The 20,725-nt window shown below is 45.6% G+C and carries 19 protein-coding genes and 1 pseudogene; 12 read left to right on the plus strand and 8 right to left on the minus strand.

Annotated elements, in window-relative coordinates; all coding sequences use genetic code 11:
• The first annotated feature begins 407 nt into the window (after nucleotides 1-407).
• The 7 genes from RID09_RS09020 (at nucleotide 408) to RID09_RS09050 (ending at nucleotide 7,200) form a co-directional block, all read left to right on the plus strand.
• Nucleotides 408-1,019, plus strand: coding sequence for a cobalt-precorrin-8X methylmutase (locus RID09_RS09020; RefSeq protein WP_446335654.1), 612 nt, complete (start codon nucleotides 408-410; stop codon nucleotides 1,017-1,019).
• A 127-nt stretch (nucleotides 1,020-1,146) separates the two neighbouring features.
• Nucleotides 1,147-2,424: a precorrin-6y C5,15-methyltransferase (decarboxylating) subunit CbiE gene (gene cbiE, locus RID09_RS09025; RefSeq protein WP_446335609.1), complete on the plus strand. Its 1,278-nt coding sequence runs from the start codon at nucleotides 1,147-1,149 to the stop codon at nucleotides 2,422-2,424.
• Nucleotides 2,425-2,724: 300 nt separating this feature from the next.
• Entirely contained in the window at nucleotides 2,725-3,246 is a 522-nt protein-coding gene (locus RID09_RS09030; protein ID WP_446335610.1) for a hypothetical protein, read from the plus strand.
• Between the two features lie 116 nt (nucleotides 3,247-3,362).
• Nucleotides 3,363-3,491, plus strand: coding sequence for a hypothetical protein (locus RID09_RS09035; RefSeq protein WP_446335611.1), 129 nt, complete (start codon nucleotides 3,363-3,365; stop codon nucleotides 3,489-3,491).
• On the plus strand, nucleotides 3,488-3,649 hold the full coding sequence (locus RID09_RS09040; protein WP_446335612.1) for a hypothetical protein: 162 nt from the start codon (nucleotides 3,488-3,490) through the stop codon (nucleotides 3,647-3,649). Before RID09_RS09035 ends, RID09_RS09040 begins: the two co-directional genes overlap by 4 nt.
• Nucleotides 3,650-4,010: 361 nt before the next feature.
• Entirely contained in the window at nucleotides 4,011-6,494 is a 2,484-nt protein-coding gene (locus RID09_RS09045; protein WP_446335613.1) for an ATP-dependent Clp protease ATP-binding subunit, read from the plus strand.
• 352 nt (nucleotides 6,495-6,846) lie between these two features.
• Nucleotides 6,847-7,200 (plus strand): hypothetical protein, encoded by a 354-nt coding sequence (locus tag RID09_RS09050; RefSeq protein ID WP_446335614.1) that lies wholly within the window; start codon nucleotides 6,847-6,849, stop codon nucleotides 7,198-7,200.
• A 382-nt stretch (nucleotides 7,201-7,582) separates the two neighbouring features.
• Here RID09_RS09050 and leuD read toward each other — a convergent pair whose 3' ends face one another.
• From leuD to tpiA, 8 genes are all read right to left on the minus strand, one after another.
• Nucleotides 7,583-8,185 (minus strand): 3-isopropylmalate dehydratase small subunit, encoded by a 603-nt coding sequence (gene leuD / locus RID09_RS09055; protein ID WP_446335615.1) that lies wholly within the window; start codon nucleotides 8,183-8,185, stop codon nucleotides 7,583-7,585.
• Between the two features lie 104 nt (nucleotides 8,186-8,289).
• Nucleotides 8,290-8,889 carry a hypothetical protein gene (locus tag RID09_RS09060; protein ID WP_446335616.1) on the minus strand — a complete coding sequence of 200 codons (600 nt, stop codon included), beginning with the start codon at nucleotides 8,887-8,889 and terminating at the stop codon, nucleotides 8,290-8,292.
• Nucleotides 8,879-10,015, minus strand: coding sequence for an AAA family ATPase (locus RID09_RS09065; protein WP_446335617.1), 1,137 nt, complete (start codon nucleotides 10,013-10,015; stop codon nucleotides 8,879-8,881). Before RID09_RS09065 ends, RID09_RS09060 begins: the two co-directional genes overlap by 11 nt.
• Nucleotides 10,016-10,139: 124 nt before the next feature.
• Nucleotides 10,140-10,517 (minus strand): hypothetical protein, encoded by a 378-nt coding sequence (locus RID09_RS09070; protein WP_446335618.1) that lies wholly within the window; start codon nucleotides 10,515-10,517, stop codon nucleotides 10,140-10,142.
• 507 nt (nucleotides 10,518-11,024) lie between these two features.
• Nucleotides 11,025-12,428 carry a 3-isopropylmalate dehydratase large subunit gene (leuC, locus tag RID09_RS09075; RefSeq protein WP_446335619.1) on the minus strand — a complete coding sequence of 468 codons (1,404 nt, stop codon included), beginning with the start codon at nucleotides 12,426-12,428 and terminating at the stop codon, nucleotides 11,025-11,027.
• A 653-nt stretch (nucleotides 12,429-13,081) separates the two neighbouring features.
• Nucleotides 13,082-13,519 (minus strand): hypothetical protein, encoded by a 438-nt coding sequence (locus tag RID09_RS09080; RefSeq protein WP_446335620.1) that lies wholly within the window; start codon nucleotides 13,517-13,519, stop codon nucleotides 13,082-13,084.
• A 655-nt stretch (nucleotides 13,520-14,174) separates the two neighbouring features.
• On the minus strand, nucleotides 14,175-15,023 hold the full coding sequence (folP, locus tag RID09_RS09085; protein ID WP_446335621.1) for a dihydropteroate synthase: 849 nt from the start codon (nucleotides 15,021-15,023) through the stop codon (nucleotides 14,175-14,177).
• Between the two features lie 157 nt (nucleotides 15,024-15,180).
• The gene (gene tpiA / locus RID09_RS09090; RefSeq protein WP_446335622.1) at nucleotides 15,181-15,906 is read right to left on the minus strand and encodes a triose-phosphate isomerase; all 726 of its coding nucleotides are present in this window, start codon (nucleotides 15,904-15,906) and stop codon (nucleotides 15,181-15,183) included.
• Between the two features lie 98 nt (nucleotides 15,907-16,004).
• Between tpiA and RID09_RS09095 the strand changes: the two genes are divergently transcribed.
• The 5 genes and pseudogenes from RID09_RS09095 to RID09_RS09115 all read left to right on the plus strand — a co-directional run bounded on the left by RID09_RS09095 (nucleotide 16,005) and on the right by RID09_RS09115 (nucleotide 20,708).
• Nucleotides 16,005-16,142, plus strand: a complete 138-nt coding sequence (locus RID09_RS09095) for a hypothetical protein (protein ID WP_446335623.1) — start codon at nucleotides 16,005-16,007, stop codon at nucleotides 16,140-16,142.
• Nucleotides 16,143-16,206: 64 nt separating this feature from the next.
• Entirely contained in the window at nucleotides 16,207-17,331 is a 1,125-nt protein-coding gene (locus tag RID09_RS09100) for an N-acetylmuramoyl-L-alanine amidase-like domain-containing protein (protein ID WP_446335624.1), read from the plus strand.
• Between the two features lie 129 nt (nucleotides 17,332-17,460).
• A complete protein-coding gene (locus tag RID09_RS09105; RefSeq protein ID WP_446335625.1) occupies nucleotides 17,461-18,708 on the plus strand; it encodes a cation:proton antiporter in 1,248 nt (415 codons plus the stop codon).
• A 79-nt stretch (nucleotides 18,709-18,787) separates the two neighbouring features.
• Nucleotides 18,788-19,222, plus strand: a pseudogene (locus tag RID09_RS09110) (class I SAM-dependent methyltransferase); the annotation flags it as partial.
• A gap of 124 nt (nucleotides 19,223-19,346) precedes the next feature.
• Entirely contained in the window at nucleotides 19,347-20,708 is a 1,362-nt protein-coding gene (locus tag RID09_RS09115) for an MFS transporter (RefSeq protein ID WP_446335626.1), read from the plus strand.
• The last annotated feature ends 17 nt before the right edge of the window (nucleotides 20,709-20,725 follow it).

Raw genomic sequence — 20,725 nt, forward strand, 5'->3', positions numbered from 1 at the left:
TCGATTTACGGGTGAAGTTATTCAAGCAGATATTGAATTTTTTGATTCCCTACAAAAAATCGATCGCTTTGCGGCTAACAATGGCTGAGAAATTTTTGTCACCCAGTCAGTCCGTCAACAAGGTGGGCTCTCCCGTACTTGTGGTGGAAAAGCCTATATTAGTGATAGCTTCCCTAAAAACATTGTTTTGAAAGTCTTGCCCCACAAAGTTTCCAAGAATAATCAGGTTTGCTTATCACCCTAGGTACGGGAGAGCCTTAATGTAGTTTAGTCTGTTTCTAGCAAGCTACTTAATTTGATCAAGAATAGAGAGATTGATTGACTTAAAGAACTGTGAATAACTGAACGACTTGCCCTAGGGCAAAGCTAGAGTGGATAATTGAGCAAGTTAATTAAATGCAGTTATGATGAATCCGCTAAATCATCCGATTCTAGAGCAAAGTTTCGCTATCATTGACCAAGAAATTGGTAAACATAAATTTACACCTGATGAATATGCTATTGTCCGGCGGGTGATTCATAGTACGGCGGATTTTGAATTTGCTAAACTAATTCATTTTAGTCCAGAGGCAATTGCATCCGGAATTACAGCTATCCAAAATAAAGCCCCGATTATTACTGATGTGGGTATGGTTAAACAGGGAATTACTGGAATGGTGGGCAAAACCTTCAGGAATCCGGTAATGGCTGCGGTTGAACAAGCATCTGTGGCGCTTCCTGGTAAGACTCGCACGGAAACGGGTTTATTAAGTTGTTATTGTCAGTTTCCTGAAGCCATTTATATCTTTGGTAATGCACCGACTGCACTTTTAGCATTATGTGCTGAGTTACAACAATCTTCAGTAAAACCAGCTTTAGTTATTGGCGCACCTGTAGGATTTATTTCTGTCGTGGAAGCAAAAGAGGCTTTAACAAAAACTCTAGTTCCGCAAATTCGGATTAATGGGCGCAAGGGGGGTTCCCCTGTCGCGGCGGCGATTCTTAATGCTTTAATTGTTTTAGCCTGGGAAAATTCGTGAACTTAACTCTTGTTTACCCTACATGAAATATTAATAACTGACTTAAGGCTGGTGGGCAGTGCCCACCCTACATAAAATATTAATAACAAATGACGTAGCTTGCTTCTCAAGGAAGCGAGTATGACAAATGACTAATGACATTCATGTAGTCGGAATCGGTTTAGATGGTGCGGCGGGACTCACAGAATCCGTGCGACAATTAGTAGAACGGGCGACTCTGTTAGTAGGGAGCGATCGCGTCCTAAGTTACTTCCCTGGTCATCCCGCACCCCGCTTGGTTTTGGGCGATTTGACGCAGGTGATCCGTGAGATTCGTCGTCAGTTGGCAAAGAATGACCAAAATTGCTGTATCATTGTGTTAGTAAGTGGCGATCCCTTGTTTTTTGGCTTGGGACGTTTATTATTAGCCGAATTGCCACGAGAAAACCTCACCTTTCATCCCCATGTCAGTGCGGTACAATTAGCATTTAGTCGGGTTAAAGTCCCTTGGCAAGATGCGGTGACGATTAGTAGTCACGGGCGTTCTTTAGAAAGGTTAACCCAAGCGCTACAACAGGGGACGGAAAAAATTGCCGTGCTTACGGATAAAATAAATACGCCGAGTGCGATCGCAAACCTGTTATTTGATCTGGATTTACCTGGTGATTACCAGTTTTGGTTGTGTGAAAACTTAGGTGGAACCGATGAACGAGTGAGGTGTTTACCTGTGGATGCGGTACACTTAGAAGCGATCGCGCCTCTGAATGTCGTGATTCTCCTGCGTCACCCTGAACCCAGTGATACTCCCCTAGATGTCGCCACATTAGCCATTTTAGGGTTATCGGATCACAGCTTTGCCAGTTTTCGCGATCGCCCGGGTTTAATGACGAAGCGGGAAATCCGTACCCTGATTTTAGCAGAACTATCCCTACAACCGGAACAAATTATCTGGGATATTGGTGCAGGAACAGGTTCAGTGTCTATTGAAATTGCCCGATTATCGCCGACGTCTCAAGTCTATGCTATCGAAAAAACGGCGATGGGAACGGCTTTAATTGAACAAAATTGCCGTCGTTTACAGGTTACGAATGTTACCTCGATCTATGGTACAGCACCGGATATTTTGTCACAGCTACCCACACCCCAGCGTGTTTTTATTGGCGGAAGTGGAGGAAACTTGTTAGCGATTTTAGATCGCACGCAGGGGCAACTCGTGGATAATGGAATAGTCGTGTTAGCCTTGGCAACCTTAGAACATCTAAATCAGGCAGTCAATTGGTTGAGCGATCGCGGTTGGACATATCGATTGTTACAGGTTCAGCTTTCCCGTTCCATTCCCGTCGCTCAACTCACCCGTTTTACCCCCCTGAATCCGGTGACGATTGTTAGAGCCATCCGACCGGATACAATAGGGTTTGCTGAATAAGTATTGTGGTGGGGGTAGAGAGCAGGGGAAGCAGGGGAAGCAGGGGAAGCATAACAATAATCCCTCTTGCTCCCCTCTCCCTATTCCCCCCATGCAACAGAAGCGAAACATCCTCTGGCTTCCCCCTTTTGAAGGGGACGGGAGGGGGATCTATAAGGGGGGTTAGGGGGGATGGAGAGGGGCTGGGGGTGAGGACTGTATATTAAAATGGGTTACTAACAACTGAACCACAAAACTCGCCCGGATTCCTAAGTCGTAGATTATGTAGAGATGTGCCATGCTACGTCTGTAATCAGTCACATGAAGCAAGTTACAGTTTATCTCAACCACGGAAAACACTGTACCGGAAGCTCCGATAACGGCAAAGCGACCACGGAGAACTATACCTTGTATCCCGGTGATATGTGTATTGTTGATCCCGCCCATTCAAACAAACACAAATATAGAGGTAGAATTGGCAGACTGGATGGAACACAACGAAAAGGAATTCCCCGACTCTGTTTCACCGACAAAAAAGGGGGTTATGGTTACATTAATCCCGTTGATCTCTCCCCTCTCCCCGCCAATTTACCTGCTATAACCAGCATTAAATCATCATCCCAAAAACCCCATCCCACCTTTCCGGTAGACTTACCGCCAAAACTTCCTGGCGATAAAGATAGTCTACAACGCGCCATCTGTCTTTTGGGAAATCGCACTAAATCGGAACTCAAACCCAAGCATCAAACCGAATTAAGAGAACTCATTGGCACCTATCCCAACCCCCAGAGAGCCGCCGATTGGAAGAAAGGGTTAAAACAAGTGGTTAAACAGTCCGATTAAATCAAGTAACCCCCTTTTGTCACGGCGATTAAAATCGCTGCTACACTTGCCTTTCGTCCGCTTGACAAGGACTGGGTTATAAAGGGAGTAGTGCGATCGCGCCAGCACTTCCCGATGTGCCTCTGTTTGCCAATATGATAGAAGGGGGAAAAACTCCTGTGCTATCGGGGCAACAACTGCAAGAATTAGGCTTAAAAATCGTCGTCTATCCCCTCTCTGGCTTATTTGCAGCGACAAAGCCATGATGGATTGTTTGAGTCATTTGCGCCAAAAGGGGACTACCGCAGGCTTCACCAATCTCGTCTCCTTAAGAGAATTTGAGCAGCTTATTGACGTACCTCACTATCGCCAACTCGAACAGCAGTTCACAGTGTCAGAAGCATCACCACCGGGGGAAGCGTGAGGGTGATGGGGAAGTTAATTCAACATTACTTGGTCAGGCGGGACGCAATACTGCTCGGATAAGCTTCTCCCTCTGCTCCCCCTGCTCCCCCTGCTCCCCCAGCTTCTCTGATTGATCCGGTTGACCAATAGAACAAACTAAGTATAGATGGGTAGAAAGGGACGCCTTCTTCAGACCTTAATCTAAATTCCCTGAAATCCCCTGTAGACGGCAACTACACCCAACTATTACGGTTCTGCCCACTGATGGAGTAAATCATACAGAGGTAGAGTGTTAGTGTAACGTACATAAAAATTTACAAAAATGGTGATTAGTATATCACTTCACCACGTCATAAACCCTTCGGTAAAGGAAACCCATCATGTTTGAACATTTTACAGACAGAGCTATCAAATCTATTATGCTCGCCCAGGAGGAAGCCCGTCGCCTGGGACATAACCTCGTGGGAACTGAGCAAATCCTCTTGGGATTGCTGCGAGAAGGAACCAGTGTAGCCGCAATTGTCCTCAAAGAGATGGACATCACCCTAGAATCGACCCGGAAAGTCGTAGAACGAATTATTGGTCGCGGCTCAGGCTTTGTTCCGGCTGAAATTCCCTTCACTCCCAAAGCCAAACGCCTGTTTGAGCTCTCCTTTAAAGAAGCTCGACAACTAGGACATAATTATATCGGTCCAGAGCATTTGTTACTCGCCATTCTGCAAGACAGCGACAGCGTCGCGGGTAAAGTGTTGCAAAGTTTAGGCGTCAACTCAGCAACTGCCCGCACTAAACTGATTCAAGCTATCGGTGAAGTAGCGGCGGCTGCAAGCGCTAGAGGACCAGGGACTTCGATGATGGGCGGCACATCAAAGTCCGCCACATTGGAAGAGTTTGGCAGGAATCTCACCCAGTTAGCCGCAGAAGGTAAGTTAGACCCTATGGTGGGTCGTGTCAAGGAAATCGAACGGATTATTCAGATTTTAGGACGCCGAACCAAGAATAACCCCGTATTATTGGGAGAACCGGGGGTCGGCAAAACCGCGATCGCAGAAGGGTTGGCACAACGGATTACGGATAAAAATGTGCCGGAACTGTTGGAAAATAAGCAGGTAATCAGCTTGGATATCGGATCACTGATTTCCGGTACCCGTTTCCGGGGTGACTTTGAAGAACGCATCAAGAATATAATGGCGGAAGTGCGTCAAGCGGGGAATATTATCCTGGTGATTGACGAAATCCATACCTTAGTCGGTGCTGGGGCGATAGAAGGCGGATTAGATGCGGCAAATATCCTCAAACCTGCTTTATCCCGGGGTGAACTCCAGTGTGTAGGGGCGACTACCTTGGATGAATATCGTAAGCATATTGAGCGAGACGCCGCCCTAGAACGCCGTTTCCAACCGATTATGGTTGGTGAACCCTCGGTTGAGGAAACCATTGAAATTTTGCAGGGGTTACGGGATGCTTATGAACAGCATCACCGGGTAGAAATCTCCGATAGTGCTTTGGATGCGGCGGCGAAACTCTCAGATCGCTATATCAGTGACCGTTTCTTACCGGACAAAGCCATTGACCTAATTGATGAAGCCGGAAGTCGTGTCCATTTAATCCATTGTCAGCCCTCCCCAGCCACGCGAGACATCAAGCGTCAATTGCGTCAGGTGACCAAAGAAAAAGAAGAAGCCGTTCGTCTCCAGGACTTTGAGAAAGCCGCCCAATTGCGCGATCGCGAACAGGAACTAGAAGGGGAGCTGCAGGCGATTCTGCAAGAGGAAACCGATGCAGATACCCCCGTACAGACGCCTCTGGTAAATGAGCAAGATATTGCCCACATTGTCTCCTCCTGGACGGGTGTACCAGTTAACAAGCTGACCGAATCCGAATCAGCCCTGCTGCTGCACATGGAAGATACGTTGCACCAACGATTAATTGGTCAAGAAGAAGCGGTTACAGCCGTCTCCAAAGCGATTCGGCGGGCGCGAGTGGGGTTAAAAGACCCGAATCGACCCATCGCTAGCTTTATCTTCTCTGGACCGACGGGAGTTGGTAAGACAGAACTGGCGAAAGCGCTGGCGGCTTACTTCTTTGGGTCAGAAAATGCGATGATTCGCTTGGATATGTCCGAGTACATGGACCCGCACACTGTCTCCAAGCTCATCGGTTCGCCTCCAGGATTTGTCGGCTATGACGAAGGCGGTCAACTCACAGAAGCCGTCCGGCGTCAACCCTACACAGTACTCCTGTTTGACGAAATCGAGAAAGCACACCCCGATGTCTTCAATAGCCTCTTACAACTGTTGGATGATGGTCGTTTGACGGATGCTAAGGGTCGTACCGTAGACTTCAAGAACACCCTGATTATCATGACCTCGAACATCGGTTCGCGGGTGATTGAAAAAGGTGGCGGTGGTTTCGGGTTTGAAGACTCAGATAATCTGGCGGAATCTCAATACAACCGGATTCGCAGCCGAGTGAATGATGAACTCAAGGAATATTTCCGTCCAGAATTCCTCAATCGCCTTGACGATATTATCGTCTTCCGTCAGTTAACGCGAGACGAGATTAAGCAAATTGCCGAGCTCCTACTTGTGGAAGTTTCAACTCGCCTAATTGAACAGGGAATTACCCTGGAAGTGACGGAACGGTTCAAAGATCGTTTAGTCGAAGAAGGGTATGATCCCAGTTATGGAGCGCGACCGCTACGTCGGACAATTATGCGGCTATTAGAAGATAGTTTAGCCGAAGCCATGTTAGCAAGTCAGATCATTGAGGGAGAAACCGCTGTGGTTGATGTAGATGAGAATGGTAAGGTGAAGGTTTTACCGGGTGAATCGCCAGCGCGGTTGCTACAACCTGTAGGCTAGTTTTGTTCCTAGGCTCTGCCTAGTCGTCTCGTCGTCTCGTTCCCAGGCAGAGCCTGGGAATGCTTTTAGGGAGGCTCTGCCTCCTTTAGCATATAATCCAAGCTAGGAAGCTTTCGTGAACTGAAGATCCCCCGGTGCAGATGTACTACACAGAGCCTTAATCCCCACTCCGTAACAGTTTTAGCAATTGACCCTTCTTTATTCGTACCCATATATATTTAAGATTTTCTTAAAATAAGATACACAATTTATACCAACTGACATCTATCTTTGGGTATACTTGGCAAAACAGTAACTTTCTGGTGCAGACTCCAGACCAGAAAATCCTAGGCAGAAAAAGCAAAAGCCAAGTATGAACTCTTTGGAATTCGACCGAGAAGCTGACCGGATGGCGAGAGCAATCATGACTCGCAACAGCCAAATTGGGGCAGCCCTGATTGCCGATTTGACAACCAAACTGACCCTTGAATATATTGCTGCTGTGTTGGTTGTCAGTATTGAACGTGTGATTTGGTTTGAGCCAGACTCAGTTATTTGGGCTGTTGAAAACCTTATTCCTGCGGACATCATGCAGGAAATTCACAGAATTACTTCATTTACTCTCTATAAACAGTGGGTGCTCAAAGGATACGTACCAGGAACAGATTTGAGTGTTGATGTTAGCGGCAATGTGATGCTAAATAATCCACTCAAAAAAGCGGCTTAAAGACGTAGGGTGGGTACTACCCACCCTACAATCTAGGAGATAGACTATGCCAGCGCAATCTAAAATTTATAGAGAGTAGGGGCGCATGGCGTGCCATGCGTGTCACAAATCCTAATTTTCAGCGAAGGTGTCCCTGCTCCCTATACAAGTCATAGTTCCCTCGGAACACCTCCATAGGGCTTCCTCTGCTTCCCCTGCTCCCCCTACTTTTGGCGCTTAAGTTGACACCAATGATGGCGTGCGCCCGATTCAATGGTAAGATCTATTCCACAATTTTAGCTGTGTCAAGCCAGTAGGTTGGGTTGGCGCATGTTACTAGGGCAGCATCTAGGGCTAAAGCCCTGACTACAAGCCTACTATCCCAGATGAGACGTTGCCAATCTTACACTATGGCGGTTTCCCACTTCAGATAAGGCAACTTCATCGCTGTCTCCCGAATTTGCTCAACTTGCTTCACCAGTTGTCCACAACTATCCCAAGTCCCTGTAATCAGAGTTTGCCGTACCCCTTCAGGCATTGAAACAGAGGCTTGGAAGTCACCACAGCGAACGTCCATGGCTTCTAAATCTACCGTTATCGGCGCTTGGGGATTCTCTTCCAGGATTCTCTGTAACTGCTTCACTGTTTCCGGTTCAGCCGTAACACAGGGAACCCCCATTGCCAAACAGTTACCAAAGAAGATTTCAGCAAAACTTTCACCGACAAGGGCTTGTATGCCCCATTTTTGCAAAGCTTGAGGCGCATGTTCCCGCGAAGAACCACAGCCGAAGTTACCGTTAACCACTAAAATATTTGCCCCTTGATACTGAGGGCGGTCAAAAGGATGTTGCCCTTTTGCCTGGGCGCGGTCATCGGCAAAGGCTTTGTCTCCTAATCCTTCAAAGGTAACACAGCGCAAATAGCGAGCGGGGATAATTCTGTCGGTATCAATATCATTACCCACAACGGGAACGCCTTGTCCTGACACGGTTTTCACTTGACTCATGAATTCACTCCTTTTTTTCTACTAACAAAATATATCTCCATTTATCTTGGAGTAGAGTGTAACATCAATTCAATAAGAATTACCCATGGACTCGTGTCAGGTTACTAATTGAGAAGTCGTCTCAACTCATCACAGGCATGATGTAAGGAAGACAGGGCATTACTATCAAGTCCTTGAGGACAGATTTCCCTCGATAATTTTTTTGCTGAGGATTTAGCTAAATCGATACGTAAATCGATCCTATTCAATTTTCTAATTTCTGGAGAATTCTTGTAATCTGTCGTTTCATCGCAATTGCGATCAATACTAATGTAATAAAACCAGGTTTCAATATTTCTGGCTGGCACAAAAATGGCAATTTTCTCATTAGGTAACCTTGGGTCTCGATTTAACTTGCCTTCCTGCTCGTCTAATGCTATGTGCAAAGAGCGCAATATGTCATTTATGCTATTCGTGTCGGCATCAATCATCACGACTATGGCACGATTTTGAAAATTTTTGCTTCTGTAGCTTTTAACCAGACGTGCATAGTTCTTGATAACGAAGTCATTATTATTATTGACTTTCCTTCCTTTGACATTAGAGTAATTTATGATTTTGCGATCCTCGAATCCACAACAGATAAGATACTGTCTGATGAATCGTTCGTGATCAATATCTTCGCATAAAATAACGACTTCTGGTTTATGGTCTTTACTCGTCATAAATCCATCCCAGTTCGATTAGTTTAGCCAGTGATAATCCTGTATCTTGTTGATCGGTAATGGACTGTAGACGTATAATTCCTTCATTGGCTCTCTCAAACCAATAACCAGAACTACTAGCTAAATAGTTAATGAGTGTAGGGTGATGGGAGATTAAAATGGCTTGTCCGTGACTTTCTGCACCTGAACATTGATCAAAAAGTGTACTCAGCCAAGGCTGTATTTCCGGTAAAGCGAGATAATTTTCTGGTTCATCAATACACAAGGTATAATCTTCATCAGGCGCACAATATATCAAGGTATATAGTGCAATCAAAACTCGTTGACCATCTGATATTTCGTTAAGTTTGTAAGGCTTTTTGCTGAGATTCGGGAAAGATAATGATAGAATTTTTGCCTCCCCAATTGGTTCATTTTTAAATGAATGAAATCCATCTATTACCTGTTTTAATTTCATTGTGAGTTCAAATATTTTTCCCTGATCTCCAGACAGATAAGTATACCAAGCCGCATAGTTTGACATATCCCATGCTGGATACCTATCTTCTTGGCGACTCTCTGCTGTCATGGAACAAGGATTAATGTGTACAATTAAAAAACGATATATCCGCTTTTTAAACCAAGTCAGTTTTTGAGTATCCAATCTCTCAGATACCAAACCTACAACAGAACGTGAGTAGTCCACAAATGGAATAAATTCTCCTTGTTGGTCAGGAGAATCATAGTATATCATTGCTTTCACAACAGGTTGATCCTGCTCTATTTCAATCCTGAAATCTGATAGTGGTTGTTCATTAAAACTCAATCTCTCACGATGCATTACAGGAGGGGCATAATCGCCTTGATGTTCAATTTCTAAAGAATATTTGTAAATTCCTCCATTTCCTTCAATGTCTAATTCAAATTTTTGGATCGAGCGAGTTTCCCAGCGAGTTAAATCTGTTCCTGGAAAAATTTGATTAACTTGAAACCTGTTCACAATAAAATATTGCAGTTTCTGTAACGCTGCGAAGACTGTGCTTTTACCAGAACCGTTAGATCCAAGAAATAGGCTAATATTATCTTCCAACTTTATTTCAAAGTTCACAAGACATCTAAAGTTGTCTATATACATTCTTTTTAACATAAATTTACTCCTTAAAGTTTGGGCAAAAAAGCTTGGACATGAATATATGATCAACAGCAGAAATAGGTTGGGTTTTATGCCTTAACCCAACCTACCTAATATTATCACCTACTACCATTCATCCCTAATTTTCATAGAGAAGGCGATTGAGAATTTCTTGTCCTGCGGGATTGAATACCTGAAGACGAATAATTCTTGGATCATTGGGTCGCCATGCGACTTGATACTGATAATCCCCATTTTGCCAGATATAAAGGCGGCGTTGAGGATTTCCCCGTACTTTCGCACCTCTGAGGATCAAGTTATCACCGGTTTGTTGATTAGTACCGTAGTAAGTGAGGGCGTTGTTGCTGTAGTTAATTGTGACCGACCATTCACCACCCTCGAATGTCCCCAGAGGAACCCTGGCTTGGGCGACGACAGGTGTTTTAATCATAATCTCGGTAACTGTCGGCGCAGATAAACCGAGAATGGTAGCAAGCGCGATCGCTCTGATATTCATAGTATTCCCTCCGTTGCTGTAACATAAACCTGGAACGCAATTTCCGGCTAAAACGGTTCACTATACTTTAATTTCAACCCGTTTTAACTGAGAGCTGGCAAAATTGGTAATACACCCCAAATGACTCGCTCGGTGGGCAAAAGCAGCTAATTCTAATATAAGCGTTTCTAGGGTTATAATATTTGCCCACGATGGCGGTGTGGCACAACTAAAATGGTGGGATAGATTTTGCCCTTGAATCGGGCGCAGGTCGCGTCATCCGTGTCAACTTAAGCTTAAAACGAAAGCAATACCTTGATGCTAACCCCACCCTAACCCTCCCCTTATCAAGGGGAGGGAACATTTCCCCCCTTGCTAAGGGGGGATTAAGGGGGGTTAAGATTAAGGCAGCGAGATTCAAAGACTCACTTAGCTGGCATTTCCTCTTAAGTTGACACCAATGCACGGAGCGTGCGCCCTACAGTTTCCAGGATTAAGCTTAATGAACCAAATTAGGTGTTCCACGCCTCACAATAACTGTCTAACATCAGAAACCTTCCCATTAACCGCCGCCGCGACTACCATAACTGGACTCATCAACAGGGTGCGCCCCGTGGCTGAACCTTGACGCCCTTTAAAATTGCGGTTCGAGGAGGATGCACTAATCTGATCCCCTTGTAACTTATCGGGATTCATCGCCAAACACATGGAACATCCCGGTTCACGCCATTCAAACCCCGCCTCTACAAAGATTTTATCCAATCCTTCGGCTTCGGCTTCTTTTTTGACTCGTTCTGAACCAGGGACAACAAATGCCTTAACGCCCTCCGCGACTCGCTTTCCTTGGGCAAATTGGGCGGCTTCGCGTAAATCCGTCAGGCGTCCATTGGTGCAGCTTCCGATAAAACAGACATCCACTTTGGTTCCCTGAATCGGCGCACCGGGGATAAGCTGCATATAACGATACGCTTCTTGTGCGATCGCGCGTTCCGATTCAGGTAAACTATCAGGCACAGGAATCGCTTCATTCACGGCAATTCCCTGTCCCGGTGTAATTCCCCAGGTCACCGTTGGCGCAATCTCAGCCGCATCAAAGGTAACGATATCATCATAAACGGCATCGGCATCAGAACGGATACTCATCCACCATTCCACCGCTTTATCCCAATCTGCCCCTTTTGGCGCAAAATCTCGCCCTTTGAGATACTCAAACGTCACCTGATCCGGATTAATATAACCACATCGGGCACCGCCTTCAATGGACATATTGCACACCGTCATCCGTTCTTCCATCGTCATCTGCTCAAAGGTCGTGCCAGCATATTCATAAGCGTAGCCAACTCCACCTTTGACCCCTAACTTGCGGATGATGTGTAAAATCACATCCTTGGCGTAAACACCAGGAGGGAGTTTCCCATTCACTTCAATTTTGCGAACTTTGAGTTTAGACAGGGCTAGGGTTTGAGAGGCGAGGACATCACGGACTTGAGACGTACCAATCCCTAACGCGATCGCACCAAAAGCGCCATGAGTCGAAGTATGGGAATCACCGCATGCGATGGTCATTCCGGGTTGGGTTAATCCCTGTTCTGGGGCAATCACATGAACAATCCCTTGATTCCCCGATCCTATATTATAGAAGCGAATCCCATAATCCTTACAGCTTTGCTCCAACACCTGCATCATCTCCTCGGCTAAGACATCAGCAAAGGGACGCGCCTGGTTTTCGGTGGGAACGATATGATCCACAGTCGCCACCGTGCGTTCGGGATACAGCACCTTCAATCCCCTCTCGCGCAGCATCCCAAAGGCTTGGGGACTGGTAACTTCGTGGATTAAATGTAAACCAATAAATAGTTGAGTTTGACCCGAAGGCAGAGTACCGACGGTGTGGTAGTCCCAAACTTTATCGAATAGTGTTCTCTCGCTCATTTGCAAAAGGTCGTCATAAATAGGATTTAAGGATAATGACCAATCATCTATAGGGATAGATGCTTTAGTCTTCTATTTTATAGCGAGTATGACATTTTCTGAGATCTGTTAAGATAGAACCTAATCCAGGTAAAGGTTATGCTGTAACAGCAAGGGTTTCGGACTTTTTTATTAGGGTTGATTTGCCGGACATTATATTACAACTATAGATTTTATGCAAGAGCGATCGCACTCCTCACAGAAAACATGCGATCGCTTGTTTTAGACTTAAGTTCCCCCCATCCCGATTGACGATAGAAGCCTAACCCCTACTAAGTAAGCGTTTTAGCCAACTAGCCCCCTCCATTCGCACCCATGTATATTTAAGATTTTCTTAATATTTGTGGGAGAAAATCTGTGGAACAGAGGACATGGCACAGATTCAAGAGTTTTTGGACAATATCAGTGGTTGCGTTCACTTGGTTCTCGTTTGGAATAGGCGTTATTTAATATCTATCTGAAACTTTGCCAAAACCAATGGTCTTTAAGTTTAACAACTTCAAAGATAGCTAAGCAAAACATTGAACTAATTCCCCAAGGAATTAAAGCGGCTTAGACAAACGTAGAGACGTTGCAGGTAACGTCTCTACATCGACACCGCTCAATGAAATCGCTTATGAGCGAGGAGGCTGCATCTGACGCGCCATCTCTAGGAAACTACTCATACTCGGACCCGGACGCCGCCGACCACTGTTAGCTTTGAGTGGCAATAAGTTGTTTGGCGCAAAGGTGAGTCCTGGTTGAGGCTCTGCTTTGCCATTGCTAGCTGCTGCGGGTGTCGCTTGGGGTGCAGCTTTTTGCGGTTTGGCTTCTGGTGCTTTAGCGGCTTTAGCTGCTGGCTTCTTCGCTGCTGGCTTTTTCGCTGCTGGCTTTTTCGCTTCCGCTTCTGGGGCTTTGGTTGCTTGAGCGGGTTCCGGTTTCTTTACTTCCGGTTCCGATTTGACCGCCCCAATATCGTCTAGCTCCAAAAAGTAGTCTTTACTTTTTTTTCTTTTCGGAGCCTCTGACGATTGGTCTTTAGATTTATTGCCACCTTTTAAAAAACCGAACATTTACCGATACTCCTGTCTTTTAGAGAAAACTTAACAAATTTGCCAAAGAAAGATAGATGAGAACAAACGACGCTAATGTCTGCCATTTCTGATTGTACAGGCAAAACGCTACCTCAATCAGTTGGGTTAGCTTTTTGGCTTTGGGCTGAACTATGCCAACCGCTTAGCTTAGACTCATAATATCTAAGACTTTTTGGCTCATTTTACTACTCAATGGGGATTGACTTGTCTGGCAATTGAAGGGTCTTACTTGCCTCATAATTTCAAGGCTTTGAATTCAGGTTTTTCTAGATAGACGAACTTTATCTCTTCTTCTATCGTCGTTGCTTAGCGCACTTGTTCAACCTACTTCAATTTATCATCCAAACTCCAGTAGAGAGGTCAATAACTATTTTAATTTTACCGTTTAATGGTAGTTTTTCGCTAACTCAAATACGGCTTTTGATGACTTGACAGCAATTCATAAGGCTATCCGTACTCCAGGTTGATCTTTTCTGGGATAACGCTGCTCTATACATCGCCGTCAGATTAAAATTATGAGTTTTGAAGGGGGATTAGTGCAAGGTTTCGCTAACTTTCTTTACAAAAATTTACAATCTGACTAAACAAATAGTCTACTGGCGTGACACGACTAAAAAGTTAGCCGCATTGTCTACTACCGCCAAATAGCATCAGCCACCCGACATACATCGTGCATTTCGGAAACGTCGTGAACCCTAAGAATATCAGAGCCTGAAGCAATAGCCGCACAGCAAGCCGCCGCCGTTCCCCAGACCCGTTGCTTGGGGTCAGGTTGGTTAAGAATGCGACCGATAAAACTTTTGCGAGACACTCCGACTAAAATTGGCACACCGAGGTAACGAAAGGCAGAAAGTTGCTGTAGCAGTTGTACATTTTGCTCGGCGGTTTTGGCGAACCCAATACCCGGATCAATGATTAGGCGCGATCGCACAATTCCTGCATTGATAGCCGCCCGAATTTGACCCTCTAGAAACTGGTAGATTTCGTCGATGAGATTGTGATAATCGGTCAGTTTTTGCATCGTTTGGGGGGTTCCCCGGATATGCATCAAAATGATTGGCACTCTCAATTGAGCAACCACAGGAAACATATCCGGGTCAAACGTACCACCGGAAATATCATTGACCATATCCGCACCCACCGCCACAGCTTCTTTCGCGACAGAGGCTCTGGTGGTATCCACGGAGATAGGAACAGACAGCGAGGAACGCACCGCCTTGATCACAGGTAGTACACGCTGGAGTTCTGCGGCTTCCGAAACCTCCTCAGACCCCGGTCGCGTTGATTGTCCGCCAATGTCGAGAATATCCACACCAGCATCTACCAGCCGCTGAGCTTGTGTCAAAGCCGCCTCTGGGGTATTAAACTCCCCCCCATCACTAAAGCTATCCGGCGTCACATTCAAAACGCCCATGAGATAGGTGCGTTCTCCCCAGCAGAAAGAACGATCTCGGATGGTTAGTTGTCCTTTGTCATTCGTCATTTATCCTTTGTCATACTCAAGGAAGCGAGAAGCTAGCTACCTCATTTATCCGTTTTTTCAACAAATGACCGATAAACCTCAAGCCAAGAGCAAGTTAAGCGACGTGGTTTCAACCCGTCGCTGAACAACCTCTTAGAATCCACGTTTTTCAGGGTGGTCAATGATAATTGACTATTCGGGCAAATCCCCCCGGCTCTAGACTAGCTCCCCCAACTAACACCCCATCAATTTCAGGTTGCGCCATAATTTGATCAATATTCCCAGGCTTGACCGAACCCCCGTATTGAATAGGCACATCGGCGACTTTTAGTTGAGAGCGAATCAAACCCATGATCCGATTGGCTTCTGCGGCTTCACAGGTATCTCCTGTACCAATTGCCCAGATCGGTTCATAGGCGATCACGAGTTGCTGCTGATCCACATCCACCAAGCCTTCTATGAGTTGCTTGCTGATGTGAGATTCTGTTTCTCCAGCATCTCGTTGTTGCTTCGTTTCACCGACACAAAGGATGGGAATTAACCCATGACGCTGGGCGGCGAGGAGGCGTTGGTTTACGGTTTCGTCCGTTTCACCAAAGTACTGACGCCGTTCACTGTGACCAACTATGACATAACGTAAGCCGAGTTCGGTCAACATCGCTCCAGAAATTTCACCGGTGAAGGCGCCTTCATCAGCCCAGTGGATATTCTGCGCCCCTAGCTGCACACGGCTATTGTGCAGATTTTTGGACATGACTCCCAAGTCTGTAAAGGGAACACACAGAACAACTTCCCGCTCTGGGGGTGTTTGCTCCAGCTTGGGCATAAAGTCTTGTAAAAACTCAGAGGATTCCCTTTGAGTCTTGTACATTTTCCAGTTACCGGCAATGACTATTTTTCGCACAGCTTAAATAAAATCGTCTCAAACTTGATGCATCCTTCAGTTTATAGCCTTGAGGCGCAATTGACAGAGCCAAGTTAGCTGTTTGAGATCACCAATCCTTGTCTAACTCCTACTGCATCAATGGTCTAGCGATCGCGCTGTGGCAAACTGAAAGCAGCACAGAAATATTTACGAGACGTGCCATGGCGCGTCTGTTGGCGCGTCTGGAAGGGGGTAGGGAAGGGTTTTACCAATAATGTTCGTCGATATCTGATAACTTGACTAAACCCGCCCTTTTAAGCCGGGGAAGTAGGAGGAATAATGAGAAAAATGTTTGGCTGGGCTTTTGTGGGATTGGTAATTTCTGGCGGTTTTAGGTCAGATCTTGCCTTTCAAGCTCAGGAGTATCATCCTATCCCCGTTAGTCAAGCGACAAATCGTTCTAAAGATACTCCTGGAGGCGGGGAAGCTTGTAGAGACGCAGCCTGCGACCTTTTGGAAGTAGAGGACGAGGAACTTATAAAGTATTCTTACTTGTCACGGGATGTGGAAAACCTCTCTGCAAACTTCTCTCCTGGTAGGAGAGAGGCTTTGGTTTTTCCCCCTTCCCAGACATTATTGACCGATACCCAAAATGTCACCGTCTCTGAATCAATGAGTTCTGCAACTGATGAGATCGAACAGTTTCAACAGGTCATGGAATGGGCAATTTTCCAAAACCTGCATGAGCAATCCCTGGCTGATATTATACAGGCGATCGCACACCAGTTTGTGGGGACACCCTATAAGGCAGGCTTATTAGACCAGTCAGCAGAAGAAACCTTGGTGGTGACGCTTCAGGAATTTGACTGTGTGCTATTTGTGGAAACAGTACTCGCGATCGCACGAACTATAGCGCGACAGGATTATTCCTATCCCACCTTAGTCACTCATATTCAGGATCAGCGTTACCAAAATGGTCAACTCCATGGCTATTGTAGCCGTTTGCATTATTTCTCAGCCTGGATTCATGACAACCAGAAACGGGGAACAGTCACAAATATTACCCAGGCGTTGGGAGGAATCCCGTTAAATAAGCGGCTTAATTTTATGAGTACCCACCGACACCGTTATCCCCAACTCGTGAATAATCAGGCAAATTACGACTGTATTCTAGAGATGGAAGCTCAGCTCAATGCTGTCTCCTTAGAATATATTCCCACCGATCAGGTTCACCACAGCTATAATCAGTTACAATCTGGAGATATTATCGGCATCGCCACGAATATTGCTGGATTAGATGTTACCCATACCGGATTCATTGATCGCCAGTCAGATGGTGGAATTCGTTTGATTCATGCCTCACCGGCTGGAGCCGTGACGATTTCCTCAGACTTACAGCAGTATGTGGGCAATATCAAGAACGCGATCGGTATTTTAGTCGTTCGTCCGAATGATTTGCGTTAGTGAGTGAGCCAACCTCTCCCTAGGATGAATATCAGGGATTCTCAAAGGATACTTCGAGACGGATTAAAGTACCGCCCCTGCGTGTCTTCTTAGAAAGCTTTTCCCCTTATTAAATAAGGTATTACTTTTGTGGATATCTACATTCTTGCCTTGTTGCTTATTGGCTCACTGCTCCTTTTGGTCACAATGGGTTCAGGCTGGATTAAGCGATTACCTCTTTCTTACGCTCTCATTTACTTAGTTGTTGGAATTTTTCTCGGTCCCCATGGAGTTGATCTGATTCAACTTCAGCTCCAAACCGAATTTTTGGAGCGCGTCACAGAATTTGTTGTAATTGTCTCTCTGTTTAGTTGCGGCTTAAAAATGAATCGCCCTCTGAGAATAGGAGCTTGGAATTCAACAATTCGGCTCATCGCTTTTCTCATGCCGATTTCAATTTCTGCCATAGCAGTAATTAGCCATTGGTTGTTGAGCCTGAACTGGGGAGCCGCTGTTTTGTTGGGGGCAATTCTCGCACCAACTGACCCGGTATTGGCATCAGAAGTCCAATTGGCACATATAGGAGATAGAGATGAGTTGCGATTTGGTCTGACTTCTGAAGGGGGATTGAACGATGCGTTAGCCTTTCCTTTTGTCTATTTTGGGATTTATTGGTTAGAAAACGACAATTGGCAAGTTTGGTTAAAGCAATGGATTCTTGTTGATTTAATTTGGGCGATCGCGGCTGGAATTGGTATGGGTATTTTGGTCGGCAAGGGAGTCATGAAAATTAATCAGCAGCTCCAAAGATTTCGACCCATTGATGTGTTAATGGAGGACTTCCTTGGTCTCAGTATTATTTTAATAACCTATGCGCTGACCGAACTCATTAACGGTTACGGATTTTTAGCGGTATTCGTTGCTGGGTTAATGGTACAGCGGATTTCTCATAATCATAATCGGCGAATTTCTCAACTGGAATTCACCGAACAACTTGAAAAATTGATGGAAGTGGGAACTATTCTCCTATTAGGTTCCCTCCTGCGAATTGAGCCAATTTTAGAATTCGGTGGCGAAGCCCTTCTCATCGCCGGGTTATTAATTTTTGTCATCCGACCTTTAGGCGCTTGGATTAGCACTACCAACTTAGGTTTTGCCAAGTCACCTCGCTCACGCTTTCACCCAGCAACCCGCTGGTTATTTGGTTGGTTTGGCGTTCGAGGAGTCGGCTCTCTCTACTATCTTTCCTATGCTCTTGGCAAGAGTTTAGAGGGAGAATTGGGTGCCAGAATTGCTTGGATAACGTCCATAACTGTTGTACTATCTATCATCATACATGGAATTAGTGCGACTCCTTTAATGAAGTGGTACGAGAAAACTGATCAGGAAAGAAGTTAAAATTTCTGACTGAATAATAGCCCAATTATGTACCCGATTTAGTTTTTAATAGAACTCACGGCGTCCATCTTCTCTAGATGCAATCGCAAGTTTTGAAACCTTAGAGCATCTTGTTGATCCGGCTTGTGCTCTGTCCAAATTTTCTCACTTGTTAAAACCAGGTGGCTTTCTCATTTGCTCGGTTCCGAATGTTTTATATGAACCGCGTGATGAAGCGGGATTACCCACGAATTCTTATCATAAGCAACTTTTTAGCTATAAATCGCTGTGTGATTTACTTGATAAAAATGGGTTGAGGATCAATTACCGAGTCGGTCAAGCCTGGTCAAACATTTTGTTTAAGCGAGAGTCTCAACTTTTAAAGCATCGAGCGATTCGACAGCGCATTGGAGATTATTCCAGCTTACATTCCCCGGAAATGGTTCGCCACCTTTCCTACCTCCTGGCTTATCCAACAGTCGAGGATATAGATGGTTCCTACTCATTGATTATCGTGGGACAAAAGGTTATGTAGCGGCAAGGAAGTAGGTAAAAAAATCAACATTACTGGTCTAGAGTAAACCTAGCATCAGTTTCCGGTACAATTTTAGCGGTTTGTTCTTGTACGGTCTTGCCCACCTGAACTCCTAGATGGGACAATGCCCCGTGTGCCCTATTCTGCTTATGGGATAGCCAATACATCCAACAAAGCTACCCTAGAAAGGGTTCTAATCCAGGGTGGCAAACTTGTGAGTATTGAACGTAGACTGGTTAAGCATAGCCGCCTAATTGCGGCTTCTCCCATTTACTATGGCTGGGTAGTATTAATCGCTGGCACCTTGGGAATGCTGATGACAACACCGGGTCAAACGGTGGGAGTTTCTGTGTTCCTTGACAAAATTATCGCTGAACTGGGTCTTTCTCGCTCAGTCGTTTCATTGCTATATATGCTGGGAACGTTGACAGGCTCGTTTTCTTTGCCGTTTATCGGACGGTTTATTGACCGCAAGGGACCACGAACAGCAGTGGCTGCGATCGCATCTCTATTTGCCCTAGCCTGTGTGGGGATGGGATTGGTGCAAGGTCTAGTTACTCTAGGATTAGGCTTTATCGCTATTCGCGGTTTAGGACAGGGTTCACTCGGATTAGTCAGTACCAATGTGATCAATCTCTGGTTTGTTCGGCGTCGCGGTTTCGCCCTGAGTTTATCAGGAATTGGCTTTGCGATCGGGATTGGAGCTTTTCCCCTATTGATTGAGTTTCTGATTACTCAGTGGGGTTGGCGAGTCGCTTATATGATTCTCGGCGCACTTGTCGCCGTTACGATTCTCCCCATCGGTGCTCTTGTTTACCGCGAACAACCGGAACGCTATGGTTTACAACCCGATGGCAGGGTAAAAGTCACTCAAACCCAACTATCGGAGGAAGTTAATTACACGCTAGACGCAGCAAGGCGTACCTTCACCTTTTGGTTGTTTTCTTTAGGGAATTTCTGCATAGCGGCATTAGGAACGGGATTAATTTTCCATCATTACTCGATTATGGCGGCTTCAGGTATCGATCGCTCTGTTGCTGCGGTTGTATTTATTCCCTTTGGCTTGGTCACAGCCGCTTCCAATTTTATCACCGGAATCATGATGGATCGGGTTTCGCCGCGCTTTCTCCTCAGTGCCATGCTTGTGCTTTTATGCATTGCCTTATTGATGGCAGCACGAGTGACAGGTTCTGACTTGATGCTGGCTTACGGCAGTTTGCTGGGTTTAATGCAGGGGATGAATGGAGTTATTCAATCTGGAGTTTATGCCTATTATTTTGGGCGATCGCATCTGGGGTCGATTAGTGGTTTGGCAACGACTATCGCTGTCGCGGGTACGGCTTTTGGTCCGGTGTTATTTGCTCTTGGGTTTGAGCAATTTGGCAGTTATGCACCCGTTTTGGGATTAGCCATCGTAGTGCCTTTCGCGATCGCATTAACTGCACTTTGGGTTGAGATAGCACAGAAAACAAGTTCAGCCGCCTGAAAAAAGTTAGAGTAAAA

This window comes from Coleofasciculus sp. G1-WW12-02, from assembly GCF_040219735.1.
GTDB lineage: Bacteria > Cyanobacteriota > Cyanobacteriia > Cyanobacteriales > Coleofasciculaceae > Coleofasciculus.